This window comes from Endozoicomonas sp. Z74, assembly GCF_057680865.1.
Genome location: NZ_JBLYZI010000001.1, coordinates 118910 through 141736, shown reverse-complemented (window position 1 = coordinate 141736; position 22827 = coordinate 118910). Strand labels below are relative to the sequence as shown.

The 22827-nt window shown below is 48.8% G+C and carries 22 protein-coding genes and 1 pseudogene; 8 read left to right on the top strand and 15 right to left on the bottom strand.

Features of this window, described 5'->3' with window-relative positions:
* Window positions 1–5: 5 nt before the first annotated feature.
* Together ssnA and ACNRUY_RS00540 are read right to left on the bottom strand one after the other, a co-directional pair.
* Window positions 6–1343 carry a putative aminohydrolase SsnA gene (ssnA, locus tag ACNRUY_RS00545; protein ID WP_488109680.1) on the bottom strand — a complete coding sequence of 446 codons (1338 nt, stop codon included), beginning with the start codon at window positions 1341–1343 and terminating at the stop codon, window positions 6–8.
* Window positions 1344–1854: 511 nt separating this feature from the next.
* Window positions 1855–2778 (bottom strand): LysR family transcriptional regulator, encoded by a 924-nt coding sequence (locus ACNRUY_RS00540; RefSeq protein ID WP_488109679.1) that lies wholly within the window; start codon window positions 2776–2778, stop codon window positions 1855–1857.
* A gap of 105 nt (window positions 2779–2883) precedes the next feature.
* Between ACNRUY_RS00540 and ACNRUY_RS00535 the strand changes: the two genes are divergently transcribed.
* The 5 genes from ACNRUY_RS00535 (at window position 2884) to ACNRUY_RS00515 (ending at window position 6949) form a co-directional block, all read left to right on the top strand.
* Window positions 2884–3813 (top strand): DUF1177 domain-containing protein, encoded by a 930-nt coding sequence (locus ACNRUY_RS00535; protein ID WP_488109678.1) that lies wholly within the window; start codon window positions 2884–2886, stop codon window positions 3811–3813.
* 33 nt (window positions 3814–3846) lie between these two features.
* Window positions 3847–4566 (top strand): AroM family protein, encoded by a 720-nt coding sequence (locus ACNRUY_RS00530; protein ID WP_488109677.1) that lies wholly within the window; start codon window positions 3847–3849, stop codon window positions 4564–4566.
* A 1-nt stretch (window position 4567) separates the two neighbouring features.
* Complete coding sequence (locus ACNRUY_RS00525; protein ID WP_488109676.1) at window positions 4568–6181, top strand: OPT/YSL family transporter; 1614 nt, start codon at window positions 4568–4570, stop codon at window positions 6179–6181.
* A gap of 74 nt (window positions 6182–6255) precedes the next feature.
* Complete coding sequence (locus ACNRUY_RS00520) at window positions 6256–6459, top strand: hypothetical protein (RefSeq protein WP_488109675.1); 204 nt, start codon at window positions 6256–6258, stop codon at window positions 6457–6459.
* A gap of 103 nt (window positions 6460–6562) precedes the next feature.
* Complete coding sequence (locus ACNRUY_RS00515) at window positions 6563–6949, top strand: hypothetical protein (RefSeq protein ID WP_488109674.1); 387 nt, start codon at window positions 6563–6565, stop codon at window positions 6947–6949.
* Between the two features lie 290 nt (window positions 6950–7239).
* Here ACNRUY_RS00515 and ACNRUY_RS00510 read toward each other — a convergent pair whose 3' ends face one another.
* Together ACNRUY_RS00510 and ACNRUY_RS00505 are read right to left on the bottom strand one after the other, a co-directional pair.
* Window positions 7240–7614, bottom strand: coding sequence for a type II toxin-antitoxin system PemK/MazF family toxin (locus tag ACNRUY_RS00510; RefSeq protein WP_488109673.1), 375 nt, complete (start codon window positions 7612–7614; stop codon window positions 7240–7242).
* On the bottom strand, window positions 7614–7817 hold the full coding sequence (locus ACNRUY_RS00505; protein WP_488109672.1) for a hypothetical protein: 204 nt from the start codon (window positions 7815–7817) through the stop codon (window positions 7614–7616). Before ACNRUY_RS00505 ends, ACNRUY_RS00510 begins: the two co-directional genes overlap by 1 nt.
* 183 nt (window positions 7818–8000) lie before the next feature.
* Here ACNRUY_RS00505 and ACNRUY_RS00500 point away from each other — a divergent pair, with 183 nt between their 5' ends.
* The gene (locus ACNRUY_RS00500) at window positions 8001–8378 is read left to right on the top strand and encodes a hypothetical protein (protein ID WP_488109671.1); all 378 of its coding nucleotides are present in this window, start codon (window positions 8001–8003) and stop codon (window positions 8376–8378) included.
* Window positions 8379–8439: 61 nt separating this feature from the next.
* Here the strand turns inward: ACNRUY_RS00500 and ACNRUY_RS00495 are convergent, their stop codons facing one another.
* The 10 genes and pseudogenes from ACNRUY_RS00495 to ACNRUY_RS00450 form a co-directional block, all read right to left on the bottom strand.
* The gene (locus ACNRUY_RS00495) at window positions 8440–8757 is read right to left on the bottom strand and encodes a type II toxin-antitoxin system RelE/ParE family toxin (protein ID WP_488109670.1); all 318 of its coding nucleotides are present in this window, start codon (window positions 8755–8757) and stop codon (window positions 8440–8442) included.
* Window positions 8747–8992, bottom strand: coding sequence for a CopG family ribbon-helix-helix protein (locus ACNRUY_RS00490; RefSeq protein WP_488109669.1), 246 nt, complete (start codon window positions 8990–8992; stop codon window positions 8747–8749). The genes ACNRUY_RS00495 and ACNRUY_RS00490 overlap by 11 nt, the downstream gene beginning before the upstream one ends.
* Window positions 8993–9218: 226 nt before the next feature.
* Window positions 9219–9560: a hypothetical protein gene (locus ACNRUY_RS00485; RefSeq protein ID WP_488109668.1), complete on the bottom strand. Its 342-nt coding sequence runs from the start codon at window positions 9558–9560 to the stop codon at window positions 9219–9221.
* Between the two features lie 106 nt (window positions 9561–9666).
* Window positions 9667–11277, bottom strand: coding sequence for a hypothetical protein (locus ACNRUY_RS00480; RefSeq protein ID WP_488109667.1), 1611 nt, complete (start codon window positions 11275–11277; stop codon window positions 9667–9669).
* Window positions 11278–11492: 215 nt separating this feature from the next.
* On the bottom strand, window positions 11493–11828 hold the full coding sequence (locus tag ACNRUY_RS00475) for a hypothetical protein (RefSeq protein WP_488109666.1): 336 nt from the start codon (window positions 11826–11828) through the stop codon (window positions 11493–11495).
* Window positions 11829–11956: 128 nt separating this feature from the next.
* A pseudogene (locus tag ACNRUY_RS00470) lies at window positions 11957–12183 on the bottom strand (IS4 family transposase); the annotation flags it as partial.
* 67 nt (window positions 12184–12250) lie between these two features.
* Window positions 12251–12760 carry a hypothetical protein gene (locus tag ACNRUY_RS00465; RefSeq protein ID WP_488109665.1) on the bottom strand — a complete coding sequence of 170 codons (510 nt, stop codon included), beginning with the start codon at window positions 12758–12760 and terminating at the stop codon, window positions 12251–12253.
* A 125-nt stretch (window positions 12761–12885) separates the two neighbouring features.
* Window positions 12886–15996: a putative selenate reductase subunit YgfK gene (gene ygfK / locus ACNRUY_RS00460; RefSeq protein ID WP_488109664.1), complete on the bottom strand. Its 3111-nt coding sequence runs from the start codon at window positions 15994–15996 to the stop codon at window positions 12886–12888.
* A 427-nt stretch (window positions 15997–16423) separates the two neighbouring features.
* Window positions 16424–18256: a sigma 54-interacting transcriptional regulator gene (locus ACNRUY_RS00455; RefSeq protein ID WP_488109663.1), complete on the bottom strand. Its 1833-nt coding sequence runs from the start codon at window positions 18254–18256 to the stop codon at window positions 16424–16426.
* Between the two features lie 605 nt (window positions 18257–18861).
* A complete protein-coding gene (locus ACNRUY_RS00450) occupies window positions 18862–19545 on the bottom strand; it encodes an NTP transferase domain-containing protein (protein WP_488109662.1) in 684 nt (227 codons plus the stop codon).
* Window positions 19546–19641: 96 nt separating this feature from the next.
* Here ACNRUY_RS00450 and yqeC point away from each other — a divergent pair, with 96 nt between their 5' ends.
* Window positions 19642–20490 carry a selenium cofactor biosynthesis protein YqeC gene (yqeC, locus tag ACNRUY_RS00445; RefSeq protein WP_488109661.1) on the top strand — a complete coding sequence of 283 codons (849 nt, stop codon included), beginning with the start codon at window positions 19642–19644 and terminating at the stop codon, window positions 20488–20490.
* 77 nt (window positions 20491–20567) lie between these two features.
* The gene (gene yqeB, locus ACNRUY_RS00440; protein WP_488109660.1) at window positions 20568–22175 is read left to right on the top strand and encodes a selenium-dependent molybdenum cofactor biosynthesis protein YqeB; all 1608 of its coding nucleotides are present in this window, start codon (window positions 20568–20570) and stop codon (window positions 22173–22175) included.
* 139 nt (window positions 22176–22314) lie between these two features.
* On the opposite strand, the gene ACNRUY_RS00435 is transcribed toward yqeB, so the two are convergent.
* On the bottom strand, window positions 22315–22551 hold the full coding sequence (locus ACNRUY_RS00435) for a hypothetical protein (RefSeq protein WP_488109659.1): 237 nt from the start codon (window positions 22549–22551) through the stop codon (window positions 22315–22317).
* Window positions 22552–22827 lie beyond the last annotated feature (276 nt).

Here is a 22827-nt window from a genome sequence, read left to right as displayed (position 1 = left end):
TAGGCTCAGTCAAGCTCGTCCATTTGCTTCCATAAACGCGCTGAAGCCTTCCGGGCTTCGTCGTATATACCTTCCACCTCAAAGGGGAACTGCCTGTCTTCCAGCACCACATCACCGTTCACGATGACGGTTCTGACCCCACTGCTGTTCATGCCAAAGGCCATATGACCAGGGAGGTTTTCAGCCTGCAGAGGGGTCGGGCTGTTGTAGTCATAGACGACCAGATCTGCCTGATAACCAGGCTCCAGCCGACCAAAACGACCTCCAAAATTTCTTTCCAGAAGGCGGTTACCGTTATTGAGGAATTTCACAAAGCTATCAGGCCAGAGAGGCCCACCGGCATCACGATGCTTGAAGAAGGCAAACTTGAGCTCTTCAAACATGTCGCTGCCAATACCATCCGTTCCCAGCGCCACATTTTTAAACGACGTCAGTTTCTCGTTGTAGCCGACATTGTTGTTCATGTTGGAACGTGGGTTATGGACCAGGAAAGCGTCTTTCTCATTAAACAGCTTAATATCGTCATCGGTGAGATAAATGCCGTGGCCCAGCAGGGTTTTTTCATTGATCAACCCAAAACTGTCCAAACGCTGAACCAGCTCCTGGCCATACTGGTGACGGCTCCAGGACGCATCGTATTTATCTTCCGCCACATGGATATGCAGCCCACGGCCCGTTTCCTTAACCGCCTCGGACAACAAACCCAGTCCATCATTGGAAACGGTGAAAGGCGCATGAGCACCAATGTGCGCCTCCACCAGATACGGCTCATCCCCCTGAGAACGGGCACTGTCAATCAACCGGGCAAACTCAATGTTTTCTTCAACACCGGCTTCTATTTCCCGGATGCCGTCATTGCGGTCTGTGGTTTCGAAACAGGTCATCCCCCTGAGGCCGGCTTTCAGGAAAGCTTTGCGAAGGGTGTTGAGAGAGCCTTTGATATAGGAGGGGGAAGCGTGGTGATCAATAACAGAAGTGCAACCGGCCTTGATGGCCTCAAGGGAACAGATCAGACCACTGTAGTAGAGAATTTCCTCATCAATGGCCCGGTCCAGACGCCACCAGAGGTTCTTGAGCGTACTGACAAAGTCCGGGCAGGGTTTGATCTCTGCCATCACCCCCCGGGAAAGTCCTGAGTAAAAGTGATTGTGACTGCAGACGATCCCGGGCATCACCAGACGACCAGCAGCGTCGATTGTGCGGGTCACCTTGGTCGGATCGACTCTATCATGAAGAGCAGTGCCCACTTCAACAATCTGTTGACCGTCAATAAGAATATCAACCCCAGCCTTTATAGAAGCAGGCTCAAACTGGACAGCCGTGGCATTTTTTATCAGCAGCATGATGCGTTTTCCCTTTACTTCATTGCAGAAGATTAAGCGTGGCCCATCTGTTTATGAAAAACGTTCAGGGCACCTGCTTTTTGACAGTTCAGGATTCCACAATACCTGTCATCCGGAACCAACTTCTCTCAGATACCATCAAGAACGCATAATCCAGGCCAGACTCCGGAAAAAATAAGAAATCCAACGCCGTTTAATGAAAAAAATTGATTCAGGACAATTAACGCTCACTTTATTGAAAATAGTTTTTCCTAATCGAATTCAGTAAAAATGACACAGATCAATTCAACCATCTGAAACAAGAAGATCTCTCAGATCATTAACATTGCAAACGATAATGATTCCCAGGACTGGTTTACAGAGGATCTTTTTTCATAATTATTGATGACAGTTTATCAATTTGATGGATCAGACTGATAACTTATTCACGCTGTCCGATTACTGAAAAATACCCTGATCTGTTATCTATTTTACGCTGCAAACGATTTCAACCAGGACAGTTTTAATTCCATCACTGGTTAAGAGTGATATTGCTTCCCTGCTCTGTCAGAACCGTAAAAATCGTATTCAAAAATTTCTCTGTGGCCGAAGACAAGGGCCTTCCCGCCAGTGTCAGTATACCGATCTGTCGAAACAGTCCGGGATTATTCAGCGGCAGTAATCTCACATTGGGGTATTTCATCATCATGGCCACAGAGGCGGGCAGAACACTGACACCGATGCCGCTGGCTACCATTCCCAGAATCGTGCTTTGAAAAGACGCCTCATAGACCGGCTTCAGTTTTGCCCCATGGGACTCAAACGCTTTTTCCGACAGTTCGCGAATACTGGTAGAGGCGTCCATGGCGATAAAAGGAAGCTCCAGAATGTCTTCCCAGTTAATGCTGTTCCGGGAAGCAATGCCCATCTCCCTGGGCAACGCCACCATGATGTTGTCTTTATACAGGGGCCGGAATGAATACCCGTCCATCTGCTGTGGCTCATTACAGATGCCAAACTGGACTTCCCCCAGGCTGACCTGTTCCGCCACTTCCGAAGAAGATGCCTCATTAAACTCAACCCTCACCTGCGGGCAGTGGGATTTATGTCTTCGGATGCTTTCCGGAACCAGGCTCGCACATACGGTCAGCAATGCTGAAAAATGGACTGTGCCACCCAGGCCCGCTTCCAGCTGCCTCAATTCCTGCTCCGTTTCCGTTACCTGATTAATCAGGGAATGGGCGGTTCGCCTGAAAACCTTTCCAGCCTCAGTTAACACCAGCTGTCGTGTTGTTCGCTCAAAAAGCACCACTCCCAACATCTCTTCCAGCAGTTTGATCTGGTTACTCAGAGAAGGCTGGGTAATATGAAGTCTTTTCGCAGCCAGGGTAAAACTGCCCGCATCGTCCAGGGTTATAAATGCCTCAAGCTGGCGAATATGAAGATTTATAGTCATGGCACTATCAATTTATAAAAAAGTAAAATTATGCCAATAAATATTTTTTTTGTAAGGTGACCGTCAATAAAAAACTTTTGGAAAACAGGACAGGTAATTCATAAAATGTTGATGCAGGTTATTGAAACCTTTGAATTGATGGATAATGCCGGCGTTAATGGAAAAATCATTGCCGACTATTTAAACAGCAACAGTGCAGAAAACATTGAAGTAGAAACCATCAGTACTGAAAAAGGCTCTACAGATTTTATCAAGATCACCCTTCCAGGCTCCGAGGGCAAATCCTCCGGCGGCAGCGCTCCCACCCTGGGTATTACCGGCCGCCTCGGTGGCCTGGGCGCGCGCCCTCAGCTTAACGGCTTTGTCTCCGACGGGGATGGAGCACTGGCAGCCATTGCCATTGCCGCCAAACTGGCCCGCATGACGGCCAGAGGCGACCAGTTAAAAGGCGATGTTATTGTAACCACCCATATCTGTCCTGATGCTCCCACCCGGGATCACAAACCCGTACCTTTCATGGACTCTCCAGTGGCCATAGAAACCATGAATGCCATGGAAGTCTGTGACGAAATGGACGGTGTTCTCTCCATTGATACCACCAAAGGCAACCAGGTGATCAATACCTGTGGTTTTGCCATATCACCAACGGTCAAGCAGGGCTACATTCTTAAGACCGCTACCGATGTTCTGGATATTATGGCCCGTACCACCGGCAAGCTGCCCCAGGTGTTTCCACTATCCCAGCAGGACATCACCCCTTACGGTAATGGCCTCTATCACCTTAACAGCATCCTCCAGCCTGCTGTGGCGACCGGTGCTCCTGTCATCGGTATCGCCATCACCACCGAAGTGCCAGTAGCCGGGTGTGCCACAGGTGCCACCCGGGAAGTGGATGTTGAGTCCGCTTCCCGTTTTGCTATTGAGGTGGCCAAGAGCTTCACCAATGGCGAGTGCCAGTTCTATGATCCGGCCGAATTTGCTCACCTGCTTGAGCTTTACGGTCCCATGGAACACTTCCAGAAAAAAAGGGCCTGACTGGCCGCTTTATGTTGAATCAGGGTGACCGATATGCAGACAGGACCCTCACTGGGAGTAGTGACCATCGGGCAGGCACCACGGGCGGACTTTGCCATGGAGTTTGCCCGCCTGGAAGAGCGGGGCATTTCTGTTATCCAGAGAGGCGCCCTGGACGGTCTGTCTCTGGCAGACATTGAACAACTCTATCCGCTGGATAAAACACAGCCAATCCTGGTGTCCCGAATGGTGAATGGTCAACAGGTGTCCATTAATGAACACCTGGTCATGCCTCTGGTTACGGCAACAGTGAATGAGCTGGCCGACTCAGGCATACAGACCATTCTGGTGCTGTGTACAGGAAACATTCCTGCCTTGCAGCACCCGGGAAAAGGTCGTGTGCTGACACCACGGCAACTCCTGGTGCCAATGATCATAACAAAGGTCGGTAGTCGTTCATTAGGGCTGCTCAGCCCTGACCCGGTCCAGTGCCAACAGAGCCGCTCTCGATGGGAGCAGGCGGGCTTGCATATTGGGGCTACTTTTTTCGCCTCACCTTACGCCGATAGGCAGCAGATCCGGAAAACAGCCCGGCTGATCACCGAAAGCACTTGTGATTACATCCTGCTGGACTGCATGGGCTATGACCCTGCCATGCAACAGCTGCTGACGGATGTGACGGATAAAACCGTCCTGTTGCCTCGCACAATGGTTCTGGACGCTACGGCAGCGGTTATCGACATCGAACACAAAGCCTGTATCGATAAGGGATAATATGAATACCTCCATAACAAGCAAGGCAGATCCCCAGGCCAGTAAGGACACGGCCATCCCACATCCAAAATTTTTTCACCCGGCCCGCATGATTATCAACGTCATGGTCTGTGTATTGGGAGCGATTATTGGCCTGGAACTCCAGACCCGCCTTGGTACCACCCCCAATACCTCAATCATTGGCGCGCTCATTGCCATTATTTTTTCCTACCTGCCTTTCAAGCTGTTCCGGGCCTACCGGGATCTGAACAACCAGACCCTGTTGCAGACCTGTATATCCGGCTCAACCTTCTCGGCAGCCAACGGCATTCTGATGCCCCTGGCCATCCCTTTTCTGATGGGCAAACCGGAAATGATTCCTCCCATGTTGCTCGGAGCCTCTCTGGCTGTCATCACCGATGCCTCTATTTTGTATTTCTCCTTTGATTCAAAGATCTTTCCTGCCAAGGGCACCTGGCCTGCCGGTGTGGCCACGGCAGAAGCCCTTAAAGCGGCTGCCGACAAGGGAAAAAGTGCCCTTATGCTGGTTGCCGGTATGGTAGGGGGAATGACCGGAAAGGCTCTGGGCTATGCCACCGACTTGCTGGGTATTTCCTGGGTAGCCAATGTCTTTGCCATTTCCGCCCTGGCCGTCGGTTTCCTGACCCGGGGCTACAGCCAGTCAATCACTGGCGTAGACATCAATGCCGTCTACTTTCCCCATGGCGTGATGATCGGCGCCGGTCTGGTGGCCCTGATACAGATCACCCGGCTGATCATGAACCAGCGGAAGAAACCTGAGGAAGAGCAGCCCGTCAGCCGAAGCAACCTGGAAATGAAGCGCGTGCTGATATCCGGGTTCTCCGCCTATCTGGCAATTGCACTGATTCTGGCAGTCACTACCGGCATTTATACCGGTATGACCGCCGGCCAGCTGATCCTCTGGATCGTTTTTGCCGGTCTGGCCGCCATTGTCTCGGAACTGGTGGTGGGCATCGCCGCCATGTATTCAGGCTGGTTTCCCAGCTTTGCCACGGCCCTGATTTTCCTGATGCTGGGCATGCTGATGGGCTTCCCACCGGAAGCCCTGGCCATTCTGGTGGGATTCACTGTGGCCACCGGCCCTGCCTTTTCGGATATGGCCTATGACCTTAAGTCCGGCTGGATCATCCGTGGTGAGGGAAAAGACCCGGTTCTGGAAAAGGCAGGAAGACGACAGCAGTATTTTGCTGAGATGTTCAGCTTCTGTGTTGCCATTGCCACAGTAGCCCTTGTTTATCGCTTCTATTTTGATCAGGGGCTGATGCCCCCGGTTGCCAAAGTCTATATCGCCACCATTGAAGCAGGCACCAGCAGCGAGGTAGCCCTCTGGTTGCTGAAATGGGCCGTGGTTGGCGCCCTTATTCAGTGGGTCGGTGGTGAATCGAAGCAGCTCGGGATTCTGTTTGCCACCGGCCTGCTGATCAATAACCCCATGGCAGGGATTGCGATCTTCATCGGCCTCCTGATCCGCTGGGCTGTCACAGTCTGTTATGGCGATGAGGGCAAGAAGAAACTCTACGTCATCGGGGCCGGATTTATAGCTGGCTCGGCCCTCTACAGCTTCTTTTCTTCCACCTTGAAGCTGGGTAAATGAGCCGCGTTACTTAATTAACATCGCCACCAACCCCATTAATGGCAGCCGTCCGAAGGGACCGCTGCCGAACTTGTTTGAACCCAGTCACCATTTACCAGTATGTCTCAGGTTCTACAGGCGCCAATCTCCAGGAGCGTAATGCCTGCAAGCGCCTGCTCAGCGGCATTAAGGACTCCGACCTGGTGGTTATGTTCTGCCAGAATCTGGCGGAAACCCGGATGTCCGGCGGTGGCCAGATTGCTGCAATTCTGGATGCCCTGAAACAGAGCCATTCCTGATTAAAAGCGCGATTAATGGACATTTTCACTCTATATCCATTGATTCTCTTGCCTCCTGAGCAAAGTGGCATACAGTTAAGCGACTCACATAAAGGAGATCCAGATGGTCAACGAGAAAATGGTCAACCTGCTGGTTGAACTCGGAGCAGACCGACAACGCGCCGAAGCCGCCTGTGATGAAAGTGAACTACTCAAGGAGATCAGGCAGGAAGTAAAACAACTTCGCCAGGGACAATTTGAAATCCTGCGTGGCCAGGGGCAACTCAACGAACGGGTCTGTGCCCTCGAAGCCGATATGGACACCCTGAAATCGGACGTAGGTACCCTGAAATCGGACGTAGGTACCCTGAAATCCGACGTGGGTACCCTGAAAGCAGATATGATTGAGGTCAAAGCTGAGGTAGGCCAGACCAGAAAAGACATGGAGACACTCAAGGAAAGCGACCAGGAAATTCTGAATCTTCTGAAAAGCCTCATGGCCGAACGGTGAAGTCCTTCTGAACTAAATCATTTTCGGCAGTGACTGGATTTGTAAAAAGCAACCAACGGTCGGTCTGGCCAAAGCCCTGAGAGGCTCAGGGACTTTGGACAAGTTGAGACTTATTCGTAAAAATCAGCTGTTTTTAGAAGCTGATCATTATAATTGAAAATATCATCTATTGACTCAATTGGGTGTCGGGTTTCTTTCTTGTTCTCATCAATAATGCCAATATATTTCTGCTTCGCATTGAAGTGAAGGCGGCACATCAGTTGGTGTATGGAATGCGAGTTAAACCCTGATTAATGACTTTCCTGTTCAAGCCATTGTTCAAGAACCTTATCGGCGCCAATCAACGGGATTAATTTAAAAATCACTTCCTCAAAAACGCCTTTTTCCGCTGTTGCAACAAACTTTGCCTTTCGGTCTTTCCAGGACAGGGTTTGTATCAAGCTGGATGCAACCACCGATGGATGATCCAGATTATTCACTGTAATTTCAGTTGCAGCCCCCCTGATACTGGTACTGATCGGACAGCAGATCAGCAACCCTGTTTTCTGGTTATACACTTTACTGGAAAGCACAAGAGCAGGGCGGTACTTGCCAATTTCTTTACCTTTAGTGGGTTCAAAATCAAGCCAGATAATATCGTTTCTTTCAGGCACATATGTTGGCATTACTCACCTTGCTCCCGATCAGATGGTATAGCGAGTTCGTCAGCGTGAGCTGTTTCTGGATTCAAATCAGTCAGTAACTCATCTTCGGTATAGGGCAGTTTTAATTTACGTTTAGTTGGCTGAATCCGCTTGACCAACAAGCCATCTTCAGAGATATCTATAACCACTTTGGTTCCATCGGTGAAGTTGGTCATCTTTGCCATAGGGCCCGATAGTCTGAGAGCAAGGCTATTGCCCCACTTTTTGATTTCAGATTCTATTCTCATAGCTTTTGTATCTACATTGTTTATACATTAATAGAGTATATACGATGTAGATACAACATCAAGAAATCCAGACTATGTCTTTTCATACTCTCCATACCCGCCATTTATCAACTGGAAACAGTGACGACCTGGAACTCCGGCCACACGACTCTCCAGATGGTGCTGACGGCCATGATCACTGGAGGCGCGGTGGCCTCAGTGTTTGGTGCAAGGTTGTTTGGTGGGGGAGGCTCTGTGCTGGTGATTGCCCTGCTGCTGGTGACCCGGCCGGAGTATTTCAGCTTCCTTTACCAGATGGATGCCAGCCTGGCTTCAGCCCAGAATGCATTCTGGCTGTTCCAGTCCATACTACTGGTAACCGGCCTGTTAATGCTCCTGCTAGCAGTCAGAAGTCGTATTAAACCGATACCATGGATGCCCCTGTGTGCCACACTTCTGCTGGCTGCAGAATTGTCAGGCCGGATTGCTTTTTACAATCTATGGGTGGTTCCGATGTAATGGCCTGATGGACAGAGTCACTGGTACGAAAGATGGACAGTGATCTCTGGGAAGTGCGTTGTCATTTGCCAGGAAGCAGGATTAGCCGAATTCTGTTTTCTGGGAGGTTTTCGAGAGCAATGAACACTCTGAGAATTTCTATTCGTTGTAATTTTGGCCTGACCCGATAAGGCACAAGGTAGCAGGTATCCGTCACCACCAGCTCCCGGATTCCGGCAACTCTGCCAGGCTGCCCCAGGGCGGGATAACTGGCAAGCTGTATAACAGACTGGTTGATGTTTTTTACGACATGACAGGCCGCCTGAGGGTTTCCCCTGGCAATGTAATCCGCTTCGTTTACCAGGTTTTCCAGGGCCCTTTTCAGCCATTTAATTTCCACTGTCTACGCCCCAGCGGGAAAATACGTCATTCACCTCCTGGTTACTAGCAAATTCCTCATCGTCAGCCTCTTTAACGGCTTGCTTTAATTCTTCAACCTGCCACTCATTCAACTCAACAAACTCCCGAATGGCTTCCGCCGCCAGAAATGACTTGGAACGCTGTGTCGTCTCAGACAGTTTGTCCAGCCGCTCTTTCAGACCCTGCTCCAACCTGACCGTCATGGTTGTGCTCATGGACTTATACCCAATGTGTTGTTATGTACACAACGTAGCACAACCTGAAAACCCTCACCAACGCTGCCGAGGCAATTGGCAGGCGGGTGGAGCTCAGGCTTGTTTAAACAGAGGCTATTGATTAACCTCTTCAGGAAAAAATCGGACTGCTTCACTCAGATCATCAGCTCACATTTTTTTGAGTTTGCACGAAGGATACCCCGCGCCTTGGGGCGGAGTGATTCATTTAACCTTCCTTTATTAACGTGATTTGATCAAAATAATGGCAGTTAGCATTTGACTCACGATGATCATAAAGGCGAACTGGCGTAGCTGTAATGTATGCCGTCATTAAAACAGAGGCAAATACTTTACCAGCAGGACTATTTAAACGCATATCATATGAAACTTTATAAGACTTACCATTTGCAATCACTTCTATCAAATTTGGATCATCACGACCATTACCAATATCAACGTTACCTAAATTCAACGTTTCAATTATAACCGTCTCAGAACATAAAGCCATGCTGGAACTACTCATTGATAGACCAAACACAATAGCAAAAATAGCAAAAATACTCTTCATAGGTACCACCCACCTCACAGGTATATACTACTTATTTTTTAGAAAAATAACTTATCTTAATTAAAGTTGAATCATTACATTCCACCTTTAATATTTATTTCCTGGCTCATGGGACAGCTATTGAGTTAAGCGCTCCAGCCATTACAGCTATCTCTCGCTCTCCAATGTAGCTCGATAATACTTCTATAGCAAAAAGGCCTTTATCCCTATACCCTTCATCTAATTCGGCAGCAAGTATTGAAGGGAACGTTAAATCATATAGGTAATCGCTCGCCCCTCCAATATCGACATAACCGAGTTGAAATATATCGTAATTTGGCACTTGCTCATAATTAGATTCTATATAGTCATACCCATAATCCATAAATGCAACATCATAATGAGCTGCGCCGTTATTTAAGCCCGCAATTATCGAATACCCTGTTTGTTTTTTTAAACTATTTTTATGTGTAAAGCTCAGTTTCTCCTTATAGTAAGGAACAATTTTGGGGTAAATACTTTCTTGATCAAAGTTGATTCTATAATATGTAGTGTGAGCAGTCCCGGCAGTATCATTATACTCCGTCTCATAAATAAGTGATCGAGTGTAAAAATAATTCGGGATAGGATCTTTAATTCCAACGGGGGGGTTACAAGAAGTTGAACAGTCAACATCCATGTAATAGGTGGTTATTCTATATACTATTGAGGAGTGACCTACGTAATCTAATTTATATGCTCCTAAAGGATTATCAAATTGATCGTAGTCATAGTTCACATTGTCAAACGGATCACGTCCGGCAACAACATTATCATACATTCGTGCGTGCAATTTAGTACCATTAAGTGCATATTTATTCATTACTCGCGGTCTATATAAATCATCCCACTCTGTTATAACTATTACCCACTTTGGTGACATATAGCCCTTAATTCTTTTTTCCATTGAGTAATGCTTAGAAAGATACTCATCACTTATATCATCAAGAAGGTCTGCCCCCTGCTGGTATAATACAATGGCCTTTGGCACTTTCTTAAATCCAGACTCTTCACCCATATATCTATTTTCATAGTCATAATATTGACTTCCAATAATTCGAGCTTCTTGATCATCTGGTGTATTTTTCCATAACATGTGAGCAGCGCTCATCGAATTATCTTCATTGTACAGGATTCTGTAATTCGCAACATCGTCAATAGAACTCCCGCCTAAACTGTACGAGCTAGTTTGTACAGTGGCATTCTTTAGTAGCTCCCTTGTTGAAACTGTAAAACTTTTGATAAAGTTTTTGATATTTTTATGATCTCCACTGGAATCTATGGTAATCTTATCTCCTTGTAAATCAGTCTTATCATAGATTTCAGCAATACTACCTTTACTTAAATAGACTGATGAAGTGTTTAGCAAACCCACTCTATCTATATTTTTTATATACCTAGATTCATCAACGCAAATAGGCGTTCCCTGAAAATCTGAATACTCATAAATACAAGCAAAACGGTCATACATTCTTCTTTTCACTTTAATAAAACGTATCTGATTATGTTTTGACCCAAACCATTTAACATCATGCATTACTCTCTGACCGTAACCACTTGAATCTTCAGTGGTATACATTTTGATAAAAAATTCACCTTTGAACTTGATGGATCTTACAAAAAAATCCTCATCAAAATTAAAGCTCCCAGATCTGTTAAAACAAGCGTGTTTACCTGTAAAATTTTCCCCATCATACACGCAGACCGCATCCTTGTAGTGGTCTATCCCCGCCCCATACGAGAAGCTTGAAAACATCCCCCCCCAAAAAACAAAAAAACAAAAAAACAAAAAAACAAAAAAACAAAAATTTCATATTCAAAAGAATCCACAATAAATTTAATTATTAAATAATGATTGCGAATATAGCTGAATCAGCTCAACCAATAAGCAACTACCAAGGCTTCTTATTTGTTTCACTTTCTAACTAAAGTCACTTGATCAAAAGTTTTGCAATTCCTACCGTAATGATCATAAAGAGTTACATCCGCTCCAACGATATATGCTGACGTGAGAACTGAAGAAAAAACTCTTCCTGCATCATCATTTAAATTTATCTTTACGTCAGCTGAACTTATAGAATGACCTTCTATAGTTACTGCTATTGCATTTCCATCATCATGACCATTGGTTAAATTATGAACTTGCCCAAAATCAAGCCGATCAATCTTACCAGAAATGCTGCAAGCTGCATTAGCACTACTCATAAACACACTTAATACGGAGAAAACAATAATGGCTCTTTTTTTCATATTTACATCCTTATTTCATTTAATTACTTTTTATTAAATAGATACGGACAAGAGCATACATTATGAGGCAAAGACTGAAAATTGATTTAAATCAATAGAGTGATTCCTTCAGAGATTGCCTCAAACCCCTATGTACGGGACAAAACATGAAGCAGCTGTAAAAAATCAATCTGGTCATTTTTTCCCCCACGATTCTTCAGCACCCGCCGTAAGATATCCAAGTCCAGTCTGAATAGGCTTTTCGCAGGCCTTCCATGCTTGGTCAAGGGAAGCATTCTGGCCCCTCCATATTTCCAGTGCCCAACACGACCAAACACCAGGCAAAGGCCAGAGCAAGAATGCCCATCAGCTTATCTGTAGTAACAAAGCTGTCAGTTACGCTTTCAGCTGTGGAGTAGAGAGTAATCTGCCCATCAACCTAATTACCTATCGACAGCTTGTTCTTCACAAACGATATCGTTTGCCCGGCTGTGGATGACCTGCAGTGCGTGCTCTAAGTCCTCTGTATTGTTTGCAATGTCATTGGCCCACTGTGCAAAACCATCATCGTCACTTGCCAACAACGCCTGTAAAATCAGGCTTGCCTCCTCTTGGTGGGTCTCATACAGACGCTCGATAAGGTTAGAAAGTTGTGGATTCTCTGCTCTGATTGCAGCTAACTCATATTCGAGGCAACCGCACTCTTCCTCATTGCAATTCGGACAAAGGTCATCTTCCTTACAGATACAGTTCTGCTCATGGCACTCCGGACAGCTGGGATGCTCCTCATCTCCGGGCTCTGTAGAAGAAAAAGAAAAAACCCCTTCACCATAAAGGATGGCTGAAAGAAAAAAAGCATAAATGAAAAGCGAAAACCAGACAGACTTAAACCTTGCGTTTAAGAAGAGACACGCTCTCCCAGCGTTCTCTGTTTCAATTATTTTTGCACGCATCAATCCCGGAACCTGTATTCTCCCCCAAACCCGGTTCAGGATAGTCAGAAATGCGGATCATTGCCTTTTGAAAAACAGGAACGGGTAGCAAAAGCTACCCGTTGTCAGTCCAGCCAGTTTAAGTATCAGTGTTCGACGGTTCCCAGCAAGTAAGGATGCTGAAGGTAGACGTAACTGACGATTCGGCCAAGCGCTTCCTGCTCTTCTGCCATGCCTGAAATTTCACCCATGACATTGATGGACAGTTTGCTGATTTCACCCTCACTGCGCAGCCAGACATTGTCGTTTTCGATATAGAACCCACTATTGGTGCTGTTCTCGAAATCTTCCATCAGGCTGAAAATGGTGAACTTCTCCTTGTAAGGGCGGCTTTCCCAGTTACAGAACTGGGCGCAGTTACCGCATTCATTACAATAAGCGTCCAGATGCAGAACCTGATATTTGTCCTGGAAGCCGGGGATTTCCAATGCCACGTTGGCCCGGTTGGGGCAAACATCCACACACTTGCTGCAGACATGGTTGCACTCCAGGCAACGCTCACCTTCCTGGCGGGCAAAAGCCTCGGTTTCATCGGCAGACACACTGCTCAGGGGGATCAATCCCCGACGCTGGCGAATACTGGCTTCATCGCTTCCAGGTACCGGAGTATTGCTGTGTACCAGTGCCTGTTCCCGATGAATCGCAGTATCTGTAGCCTGCCGTGCTTCATCAATACAACGGACAACCGTGGATGGGCCGGTATGGGCATCGCCGATCAGAAATACATTGCTGACTGCGGTTTCACGGGTCTGACGATCTACTGCTGCCCAGCCATCGGTTCCCAGAGGCACACCCATTTTGTTGAGCAGCTCAGAGTCGGCCTGCTCGCCAATGGCGGTAATAACCGTATCCACCTGCAGGCTGAACGTTTCATCTGTGGCAACCGGACGACGACGGCCACTGGCATCCGGTTCACCAAGTTCCATGACCCGGCAGGTCAGCTGTCCTTCTTCGGTCATGCTTTCCGGGTTGGTCAGGAACTGGAAGGTGGCTCCGTCCGTAAGGGCATTACCATACTCTTCCCGATCCGCAGGCATTTCTTTTTCAGTCCGGCGATAGAACACTTTCACCTGTTCAACCCCGGGCACTTTCAGGGCTGCACGGGCACTGTCCATGGCGGTGTTACCCCCACCGACCACGACCACGCTTTTGCCCAGGCTGATGGTTTCCGGCGCTTCATTAAACTGGCGCAGGAATTTCAGTGAAGGCAACAGGCGACTGCGATCCCCTTCCAGAGGCATCCGGTTGCCTTTTTCTGCACCGATCCCCAGGAATACATAGTCAAAACCACTGGCCTTAAGGCTCACTACATCCAGCTTGGGATCGCAGCCAAATTCAAACTGAACCCCATGGGCACGGACAAAATCGATGTCCTGCTGAATCACTTCCGCGGGAATCCGGAAGTTGGGCAGTACATTACGAATAATACCACCGGCGTCTTTTTCCTTTTCAAACACCACCACCGGGAAACCCGCCCGGGCCATGAAGTAAGCTGCAGAGAGCCCTGCAGGGCCAGCACCAATCACTGCACAGCGGGCCTTCTGTACCTGCTCGGGTTGCTGCCAGCTGGCTTTGTATTCATCCCAGCCTTTTTCCATGGCAATGCGCTTCATATCCCTTATCCGCACAGCGCCTTCATAATCTTTCCGGGAACAGCTGAACATGCACTGATGGTCACAGATGTGCCCGGTAATGCCCGGCAATGGGTTTTTGTCGTAAATCAAGCTCAACGCTTGCTGATACTGGCCTTTTGCCACCAACTGAATGTACTCAGGAGCATCCTGGCCAATGGGACATGCAGTTTTGCAGGGCGCAATGGTGCAATCTGTCAGGGGAGAAACCGCCTTTTCACGATTAGGCGACTCATGCCAGCTCTTGCGGGTGTACTCATCATCGGTCAGCGCTTTTTCCGCAAGCACCTCCAGTGCAGCTACATCCACCACTTCCCGTCCCCAGCTGTCGCTCTCCTCAAGGGCAAGGGCGCAGTCACGCAGACGCATATAACCGCCTGGCTTCAGCATTTCCGTGGCCATGGTGATAGGACGGATACCGGTATTGAAAATATCCGCAATATTGCCTTTCCATGCACCACCGGAATAGGACATGGGCATCTGCCCGTCAAATTCACGGGCAATGAGTGCTGCCAGGTTAATGGTCAGAGGGTAGAGCGAGCGGCCGGACATATACATCTCATCGCCAGGCAGACGACCACGATTGTTTATACAGCCCAGCGTATTAGACAGTTTGACACCAAAGTTCACGTCCAGGTCTGCACCGGTCTTGCGCAGCCGGTGCAGCATAGGCAGGGCATCTTTCATCTGCAGGTCATGGCTAAAGGATTCTTCCTTCAAACCAATATAATCAAAGCCCCTGTCGTCGAGAATCTGGCGGACCCGAGGGAAGCCCAGCAGGGTTGGGTTCAGCTTCACATAAGTATCAATATGCTTTTCGGTCAGCATATAGTGGCAGATCGCCTCAATCTCATGGGGAGGGCAACCGTGCATGGTTGACAGCGTGACCGAACGGGCCATTTTTCCAGAGATTCGATCAAGCACAGCCAAAAGGGAGTCCACACGATCAGCACACTGGAAGGTCTGCTGAACCTCATCACTCCTCAGCCATTCCCGGGCAATCTGCTGGTAGTGGGCAAATTTCTCATGACCGGTGCTGTCCATCATATTGTCGATGAACGTCTGCATGGGGGGAGTCTGGATGCCCTTAAGGTCATAACCCACACTCATATTGAAGATAAAGCTCTTTTCCCGGTTACTTCCCTGAAGCGCCGGATCAAACATCTCCTCCAGAACATGAAGGATGACCCAGGCCTTCAGGTATTCATCGTGCGCCTTCAGCAGGGTAAATTCCGTGGACCATTCCGTGTTGTAGCATTCATCTTCAGGGTCAATACAGGGCTTCTCAAGCTCCAGGGTGTCCATAATCTGGACCGTTTTCAGCTCAATAAACCGGCCACCTGCAGCCCAGGAAGCAATGATGTTCTGTGCCAGCTGGGTATGCGGCCCTGCAGCTGGACCTACCGCAGTACTGGCGGTTTCGGAACAGACCCGGATGCTCTGGTCATTCTTTTTCCTGAAGAGCAGGTCTGCCCGGACACCAAACAGTGACTGTCTGGTTTTGAACTCCCCATGAATCCGGTCCAGCATTTCCCGAAAAGGTACGGGACGCATGATGTCACCCATTCTTGACAACTCCTCAACAATTCTGCGGCTGCCACCCAATCAAAAACCTTTGTCTTTGATAAGCCGGTCCCCATGGATAGGTTCCAGCCATTGCCCAGGGCTTCGTTTGTCCGCTTATACTGGTCAGTCACCTCAATAACGCACATTTCAGGCCAGAATTTCTGGGAAGTTCTGGAAGAAGAAGGTGTTTCAAGAAAAAAATGATCTATGGCAAATCGTCTGCGGGTATTTTGCCCGGCTCTTTTATTTTTGCGGATGGAGAGCGGAAAATCCTGTGGAATTAAAAACCAGGAGGTGCCGGGAGACCAATGGGATGAGAATCATTATCGGCTACAGATTCAGTGACGCTTCATGCTTTCTGAATTGATAGCTCCTTTATCAATTTGATGCATCATCCTGATAGCGACACTTCATAAAATGAGTTCTGTCATTGAGAAAGCCCCTCCACCGCCTTCTCCAATCCAAACTTCTTGATTTTCCGATACAGGGTGGCAATGCCGATACCCAATTCATCGGCCACCCGTTGCTTCCCACAGCTGACCCCATAACATTCCAGTGCTCTTACAATCAGCTGCTTTTCCATATCTTCCAGCTTTAATGAGGGCTCTTCATGGGCTGAAGGCTCCTTCTCTACGGAACCAGAATGATCACCCGGTTCATGATCAGCCTTTGCACCAGAACTATGGCTATCTGAGCTTCTGTCGGTTTCCGGTTTTTTCAGAAAATGATCCGGCAACCAATGGGGCGTAATCACTTCTCCGGGGTCCACCATATTCACCAGATACTCCATGGTGTTGGCCAGTTCACGGACATTGCCGGGCCAATGCCAGCGGCCCAGGTAGTCCATGGCCTCCTTGTCCAAAGAAGGCTGTGGTATCCCCAGCGCCTTTGCGTGCCTCTCGAGAAAGTGGTTAACCAGCAACTCTACATCCCCCTCTCGCTCTCTCAGGGGCGCCAGCTCAAGGGGAATCACATTCAACCGGTAAAAAAGATCTTCACGAAAACGACGCTCGTCTAGTAACCGGGAAAAATCCTGATGTGTAGCAGAAATAACCCGGATATCCACAGAAATCACATTTGAGGCACCTACCGGGACAATCTCCCTTCGATCCAGAACCCTCAACAGCTTTGCCTGAAGGTGAAGGGGCATATCACCGATCTCATCCAGAAACAGAGTGCCACCGTCGGCTTTTTTCACCAACCCGTCCCGTCCCTGGGCAGACGCTCCGGTAAAGGCTCCACGGGCGTATCCGAATAATTCACTTTCCAGTAACTGCTCGGGTATGGCGGCACAGTTGATCGCCACAAAGGGCTGATTACAGCGGTCTCCTGCTTCATGCACCATGCGGGCAACCACTTCCTTACCGGAACCGCTTTCTCCACGAATCAGCACACTGGAAGGACTGCTGGCGATTTTCTCAATCTGCTGCTGTAACCGGACAACGGGCTTCGACTGGCCAATCATTTCGGTTTTATTGCCAGGAGCACCCATGGCTCCCTGGGGTTTCTGGACAGCCCGGAGGATCAGAATCCGCTGATCGTCCAGCATCAGCATCTTGCCAGGGAGGATCTTTTCTTTGCCCGCCACCATGATGATAAAGTCATCAATGCCGTGGTCACTCTCGCGCTTGCGGCCAAAAGGCCTCACCTGAACCCCACTGATACGGCTGCTCTCGCTGATACCCAGCTGAGCCCTGGCGGCACTGTTCATACTCTGGCAAAACCCCTTGCTGTCGAGCTCCAATAAGCCCTCCACCAGATCCTCACCCAGCACCTTCATAACCTGTTCGCTGCTTTTGACCTTGTCGTGATATATGCTTTCCATGGTCTTGGCAATAAACAATTGAGCCGCGTTTTCAATGGACTCCATGTACAGGTCAATATTGCCCAGCAACCTTTCCCGCTGTTCTTCATTGAAACAAACCAGGCTGACGACTCCGATACAATCGCCATGAAACATCACCGGAACACCCAGAAACGCTTTTTCCCGACAGCCCACCCGACGACTGCACATCAGACATTCGGGGTCCTTGCCTGACCGCTCAATCACTTTATGTTTCCGGGAACTGATCACGCTTTTAAAAGCATTGGTGCCCGTGGTCAGAGGCCTGCCCAGATCGCTGGAATAGGGGCCTGTGCCCGCAATTCGAACCAGGTTATCATCGACCACTTCCACATCCAGATTGAGCATTCGGGAAAGCACCTGTACAAACCGGAGTACAGTGGATTGAATGGACATCAGACGGGAAGCAGACTTCATGTACAAAACCTGTTCAAAGCAGTAGTAACTAGGGAGCGTTGACAATTAGACGTCAGACTCAGTGGCTCACAGAGCAGCCAAGTTCAAGGAAGGTGTGTGAAAATCGTAGTTCCTCTACATCGAACACACCTGACACCGAGATTGGCTGCTCTGTGAGCCACCCAAAGGGCATCCCCGAGCGCTTCCATGCCAGCGTTGCAGCCCCTTGAAAGGCAAAAAGCATTCCTGCGGCACTGCGCCTTGCCCTGAAAGCGCTCGGGAATGCTGAGATCAACGTATAATTGTCAACGCTCCCTTACATTGTCCACTAACTGTTCTTTTTTTTGTTTTGAGCTGGGACAGTATTTGAGATTTTTCTATACCCATTTCCGTCAAAATAATTGTCAGGGCCTTTTAAAAACACTCGTCCTTTTCAATAAATCAATATAACTGAACGGGCAATTTAAATAATTCACAATTATTCCCACATGCAGCTCTGAAATGAAAACCACCTCAGGGCTTTGTTTTTTCAAACAGTTATTTAAACCATCAAAAGTCCGTTGTTAAATTCGATGTGCTCAGGTATTGATCTAAGTCACGGACAAATACCTCCCAAGATTGCAATGCTATTTATCAGCGAATAACTGATGATAACGTTCAGGGGTATCAACATCCTGATAAATGCTGTTGGTATCCACAGGTACCAGCCGGCAGGGTCTGGACAGCAGCAGTTTTTTCATTCGGGTGTCAGAAGGTGCCTCCAGAATGGCATCATAGCTGGATCGATGCAGCAGCACTGGGTGCCCCGGCCGGAGGCTTTCTGCCGGTAAAGAGCCATCAGCAGAAATCGGGTTCACCAGAGTCTGGTCTTCCACAAACACGGGAAACAGGGTGTCTCTTTCTCTGCATTGCCAGAGCCTCTCGAAAACCCTGGGTGGTATGAAGGGCATATCGCCATGGGTGATAAACAGATAGTCGGTCTGACAATGGGCGACACCGGCCTGAATCGAGCTGAATAATCCTTGATGAAAGCCGGAGTGATGGACAAGAGTGATTCTTGGGTGTTTCTGATAACGCTGAAACAGCTCATCGCCCCGAAAGCCGGTTACCAGGATGACTCGCCTGCAGAAACGGAGTGCATTTTCAATACTGCAATCCAGTAAAGTCCGGTCGTTACTGCCCGCTGGCAGCATCATTTTCCAGCGCCCCATTCGAGACGACAGGCCAGCCGCAGGCATCAGGCAGTCTACCGGCTTATGGCTTTTTATCGGCTCAAGGCTGTCCACCGGCTCAATAGAGCAGTTATTCATAGCAGTACCCTTTTTTACTACAGCTGTTCAGGGACAGGGAAAGCCTGGCGCTTGTAAAACCAGACACATTGAACCAGAACGTTCGAGGAGTTGTTGATGTTTCACTTTCCAGGCATTCACCCTGCTCGGGATCGCATTATTGCGGCAACCGGAGCGGGAGGGAAGAGCAGTTGCCTGGAATACCTTGCCCGACAACTGCAACAGCAGGGTCAGAGGGTGCTTCTGACCACCACCACCAAAATATATCGACCCGATCCCGACGGTTTTGGACGGTTCATTCACCGGCTCATAGACCATGATCTGCCAGAGTCACTGTGGCACTCGCCTCCTCCGGGGACCATTACCGTAACAGGCAAAATGGACAGCAACCCTGAAAAACTATCAGGCATCGAACCAGGCCTGCCCGGGCAGCTGATTGAACACAACGTATACGACAACATACTGATTGAAGCGGATGGGTCCAGACAACTCCCATTGAAAGCGCCCTCAGAAAAAGAGCCTGTCATACCCGGAAACTGCCAGGTCGTGATTGGTGTCACAGGCTGGCAGGGTATTCGTCGGAATGCCGATCCGGCCCATATCCATCGATGGCCACATTTTTCCAGGGTCACCGGACTTCAATCCGGTGACCCTGTCACCGCTGAAGCACTGTACCGGCTGATTAATTCTGGCAATGGGCTGTTTAAAAACACCGATGAACATTGCCGGAAAATCTGGTTGATCAACCAGCTTGACCACCAGGAGGAGCGGTCCCAGGCCTGTTGTCTGGCCCACCACGTACAGTCGCTCTCACCTTCCCTTCCACAATGCCTTCTGGCCAGACTCGGGAGTTCCCGTCCCTGGCTGGAAAGCGCAGACACTTACTTTGCAACGCTTAACGACTCAAACGCCCGTAGCGAAGGAAAAAGATTTTGCCCCGCCCCTACCCATGAGCCTCACCCATGACAAAAGAGGATGCAAAATATTTTTCACGACCGTTTTTACGAGAAAGAACAAGCAGTGATCATCCAAGGGGGATGTCCATGAATATTTTTGCGGAAGCCGCCCGCCTCTACGAACAGAATACGCCTTTTGCCCTGGCCTCCATCATTGAGACCAAAGGTTCCGCCCCTCGCCATGATGCCATGTTACTGGTTCAGGAAGATGGACGAACCCTCGGTACCATCGGCGGGGGCATGATTGAACGACATGTGATTAATGAAGCCACAGAAGCCCTGAAGGAAGGCAAATCCAGAACGGTAAAAGGCAGTATGGCCCGCTCTGGCAAGCATGCCATGGGAATGGATTGCGGCGGCGCCATGACCGTGCATATTGATGTCCAGGGAATCCGCCCGGATATGCTGCTGGTAGGGGGTGGCCATGTGAACCGTGCCGTAGCCAGCCTTGCTGCAGTGCTGGGTTACCGCATTACCGTTGCCGACTCCTGGGAACCCAACCTGAACCCGAAAGTTTACCCCCCCCAGACCCAGTTTATCCTTGGGGAAAACATTGTGGATGCCATCGCCCAGGCCTCTATTCGTGACAACACTCAGGTGATTATTGCCACCAACCATGAAGATGGTGATGCCCTGCCCGCCATTCTGAACAGTGAGGCCCGCCATATTGGTCAGCTGGCCAGCCGTAAAAAAATCACCACCCTGAGACAAAAATGCCTGGAGATGGGCATCTCCACCGAACGCTTTGAGCAGGTACGAACCCCGGTTGGCCTGGATATCGGAGCAGAGAGCCCGGAAGAGATTGCCCTGAGTATTATGGCTGAAATCCTCGCTCTCTCTCGTCAGAAAGCGCTCCCAGGCACCGGCGGACTGAGCCTGGCTGATCAACAGAGTAAACCCATCGTTATCCGTGGAGCCGGAGACCTAGCCTCAGGTACTGCAGTCAAACTCCATAACTCTGGGTATAAAGTGGTGATGCTGGACCTTCCCCGTCCAACAGTCATCCGCACCAATGTCTCCTTTGCCGGTGCCCTGCTCAACGACGATGGCCAGGTGACCGTAGAAAACATTACGGCCAGAAAAGCCCGCTCCGTCAGTGAAGCGTGTAAGATTCTGGATAATCGTGAAATTGCAGTGATAGCAGACCCTGAATGCCGCACCCTTCGCCAGTTCAAACCCAAAGTTCTGATCGACGCCATTCTGGCAAAAAGGAATACCGGAACCGATCGCTCCATGGCCAGCACCACCATCGGTCTTGGCCCCGGTTTTACCGCTGGAGAGGATGTGGATGCAGTGATTGAAACCTGCCGGGGCCATAACCTGGCCAGGGTCATCTATCAGGGACAGGCCAAAGCCAACACCGGCAAGCCCGGAACCATTATGGGCTATGGTGAAGAGCGGGTAATTCGTTCTCCAGGAAAAGGCCACATTGTGCCCAGAGCCCCTATTGGTGAACTGGTCAGTGAAGGGCAGGTAGTCGCCATCCTTGAGCACGAAGGACAACAGACGGAGATCACTGCAAGAATCAGCGGCAAGGTCCGCGGCATGATCAGCGAGGGCTCTGAAGTGACGGAAGGCTTCAAGATTGGAGATATCGATCCAAGGGGCGACCAGGTGGATCACACGACCGTCTCCGATAAGGCCAGGGCCATTGCCGGAGGGGTTTTGGAGGCTGTGCTGAGACTTTCACAATAATGAGTTTCTTCTTATTGAGAAACTCTGAAAAGTTCTCAATATTGTGACACAGGGGAAACTGAATTTAAAAAACCGGTTTGAAATCAAGTATTCAAACCGGTTTAATTTTCATACCCACTTAGAAAGAGTGGTGAAATTATTAGATTGCCTTTATTATTTCCACCAGTTCTTTGTATGCTTTGTGGACCTCAGTATGATCCCCTCCACTTGGTTGCAGCTGAAGTAATTCTTTTAATTCATTACGACTTCTACGACTCATTTTGGAAACATTCAAAAGCTCCAGTTGCTTTTCAAAATCCCCTTTTGGTATTTCCCCATAAGACTCAGTAATAAAATCAGATAGAACATCGGCTCTGTCTCTCACTGCACTTTTCATTTTGATTTTTCTCACCGCTTCTCTATCAAACTGATAGATCAAAAAGAATAAAAGGCCGCTATTTATCTCCGGTAAGCCCTGCCAGCCTCACCCCTAATCCAATCCTGCTCACAAATTCTCATACCTGAAAACAAAACAACACAGCTGTACCCCGCTCTTATCAAGGGCTGCAGCGCAGTGTTTAAAATCTAAGCACTTCCATTTTCCCTCACCGAAGTTTTAAAACTAAAAGTTGGCACGTTTGTTGGCTCTTAAAACACAGAAACCATCCACCTG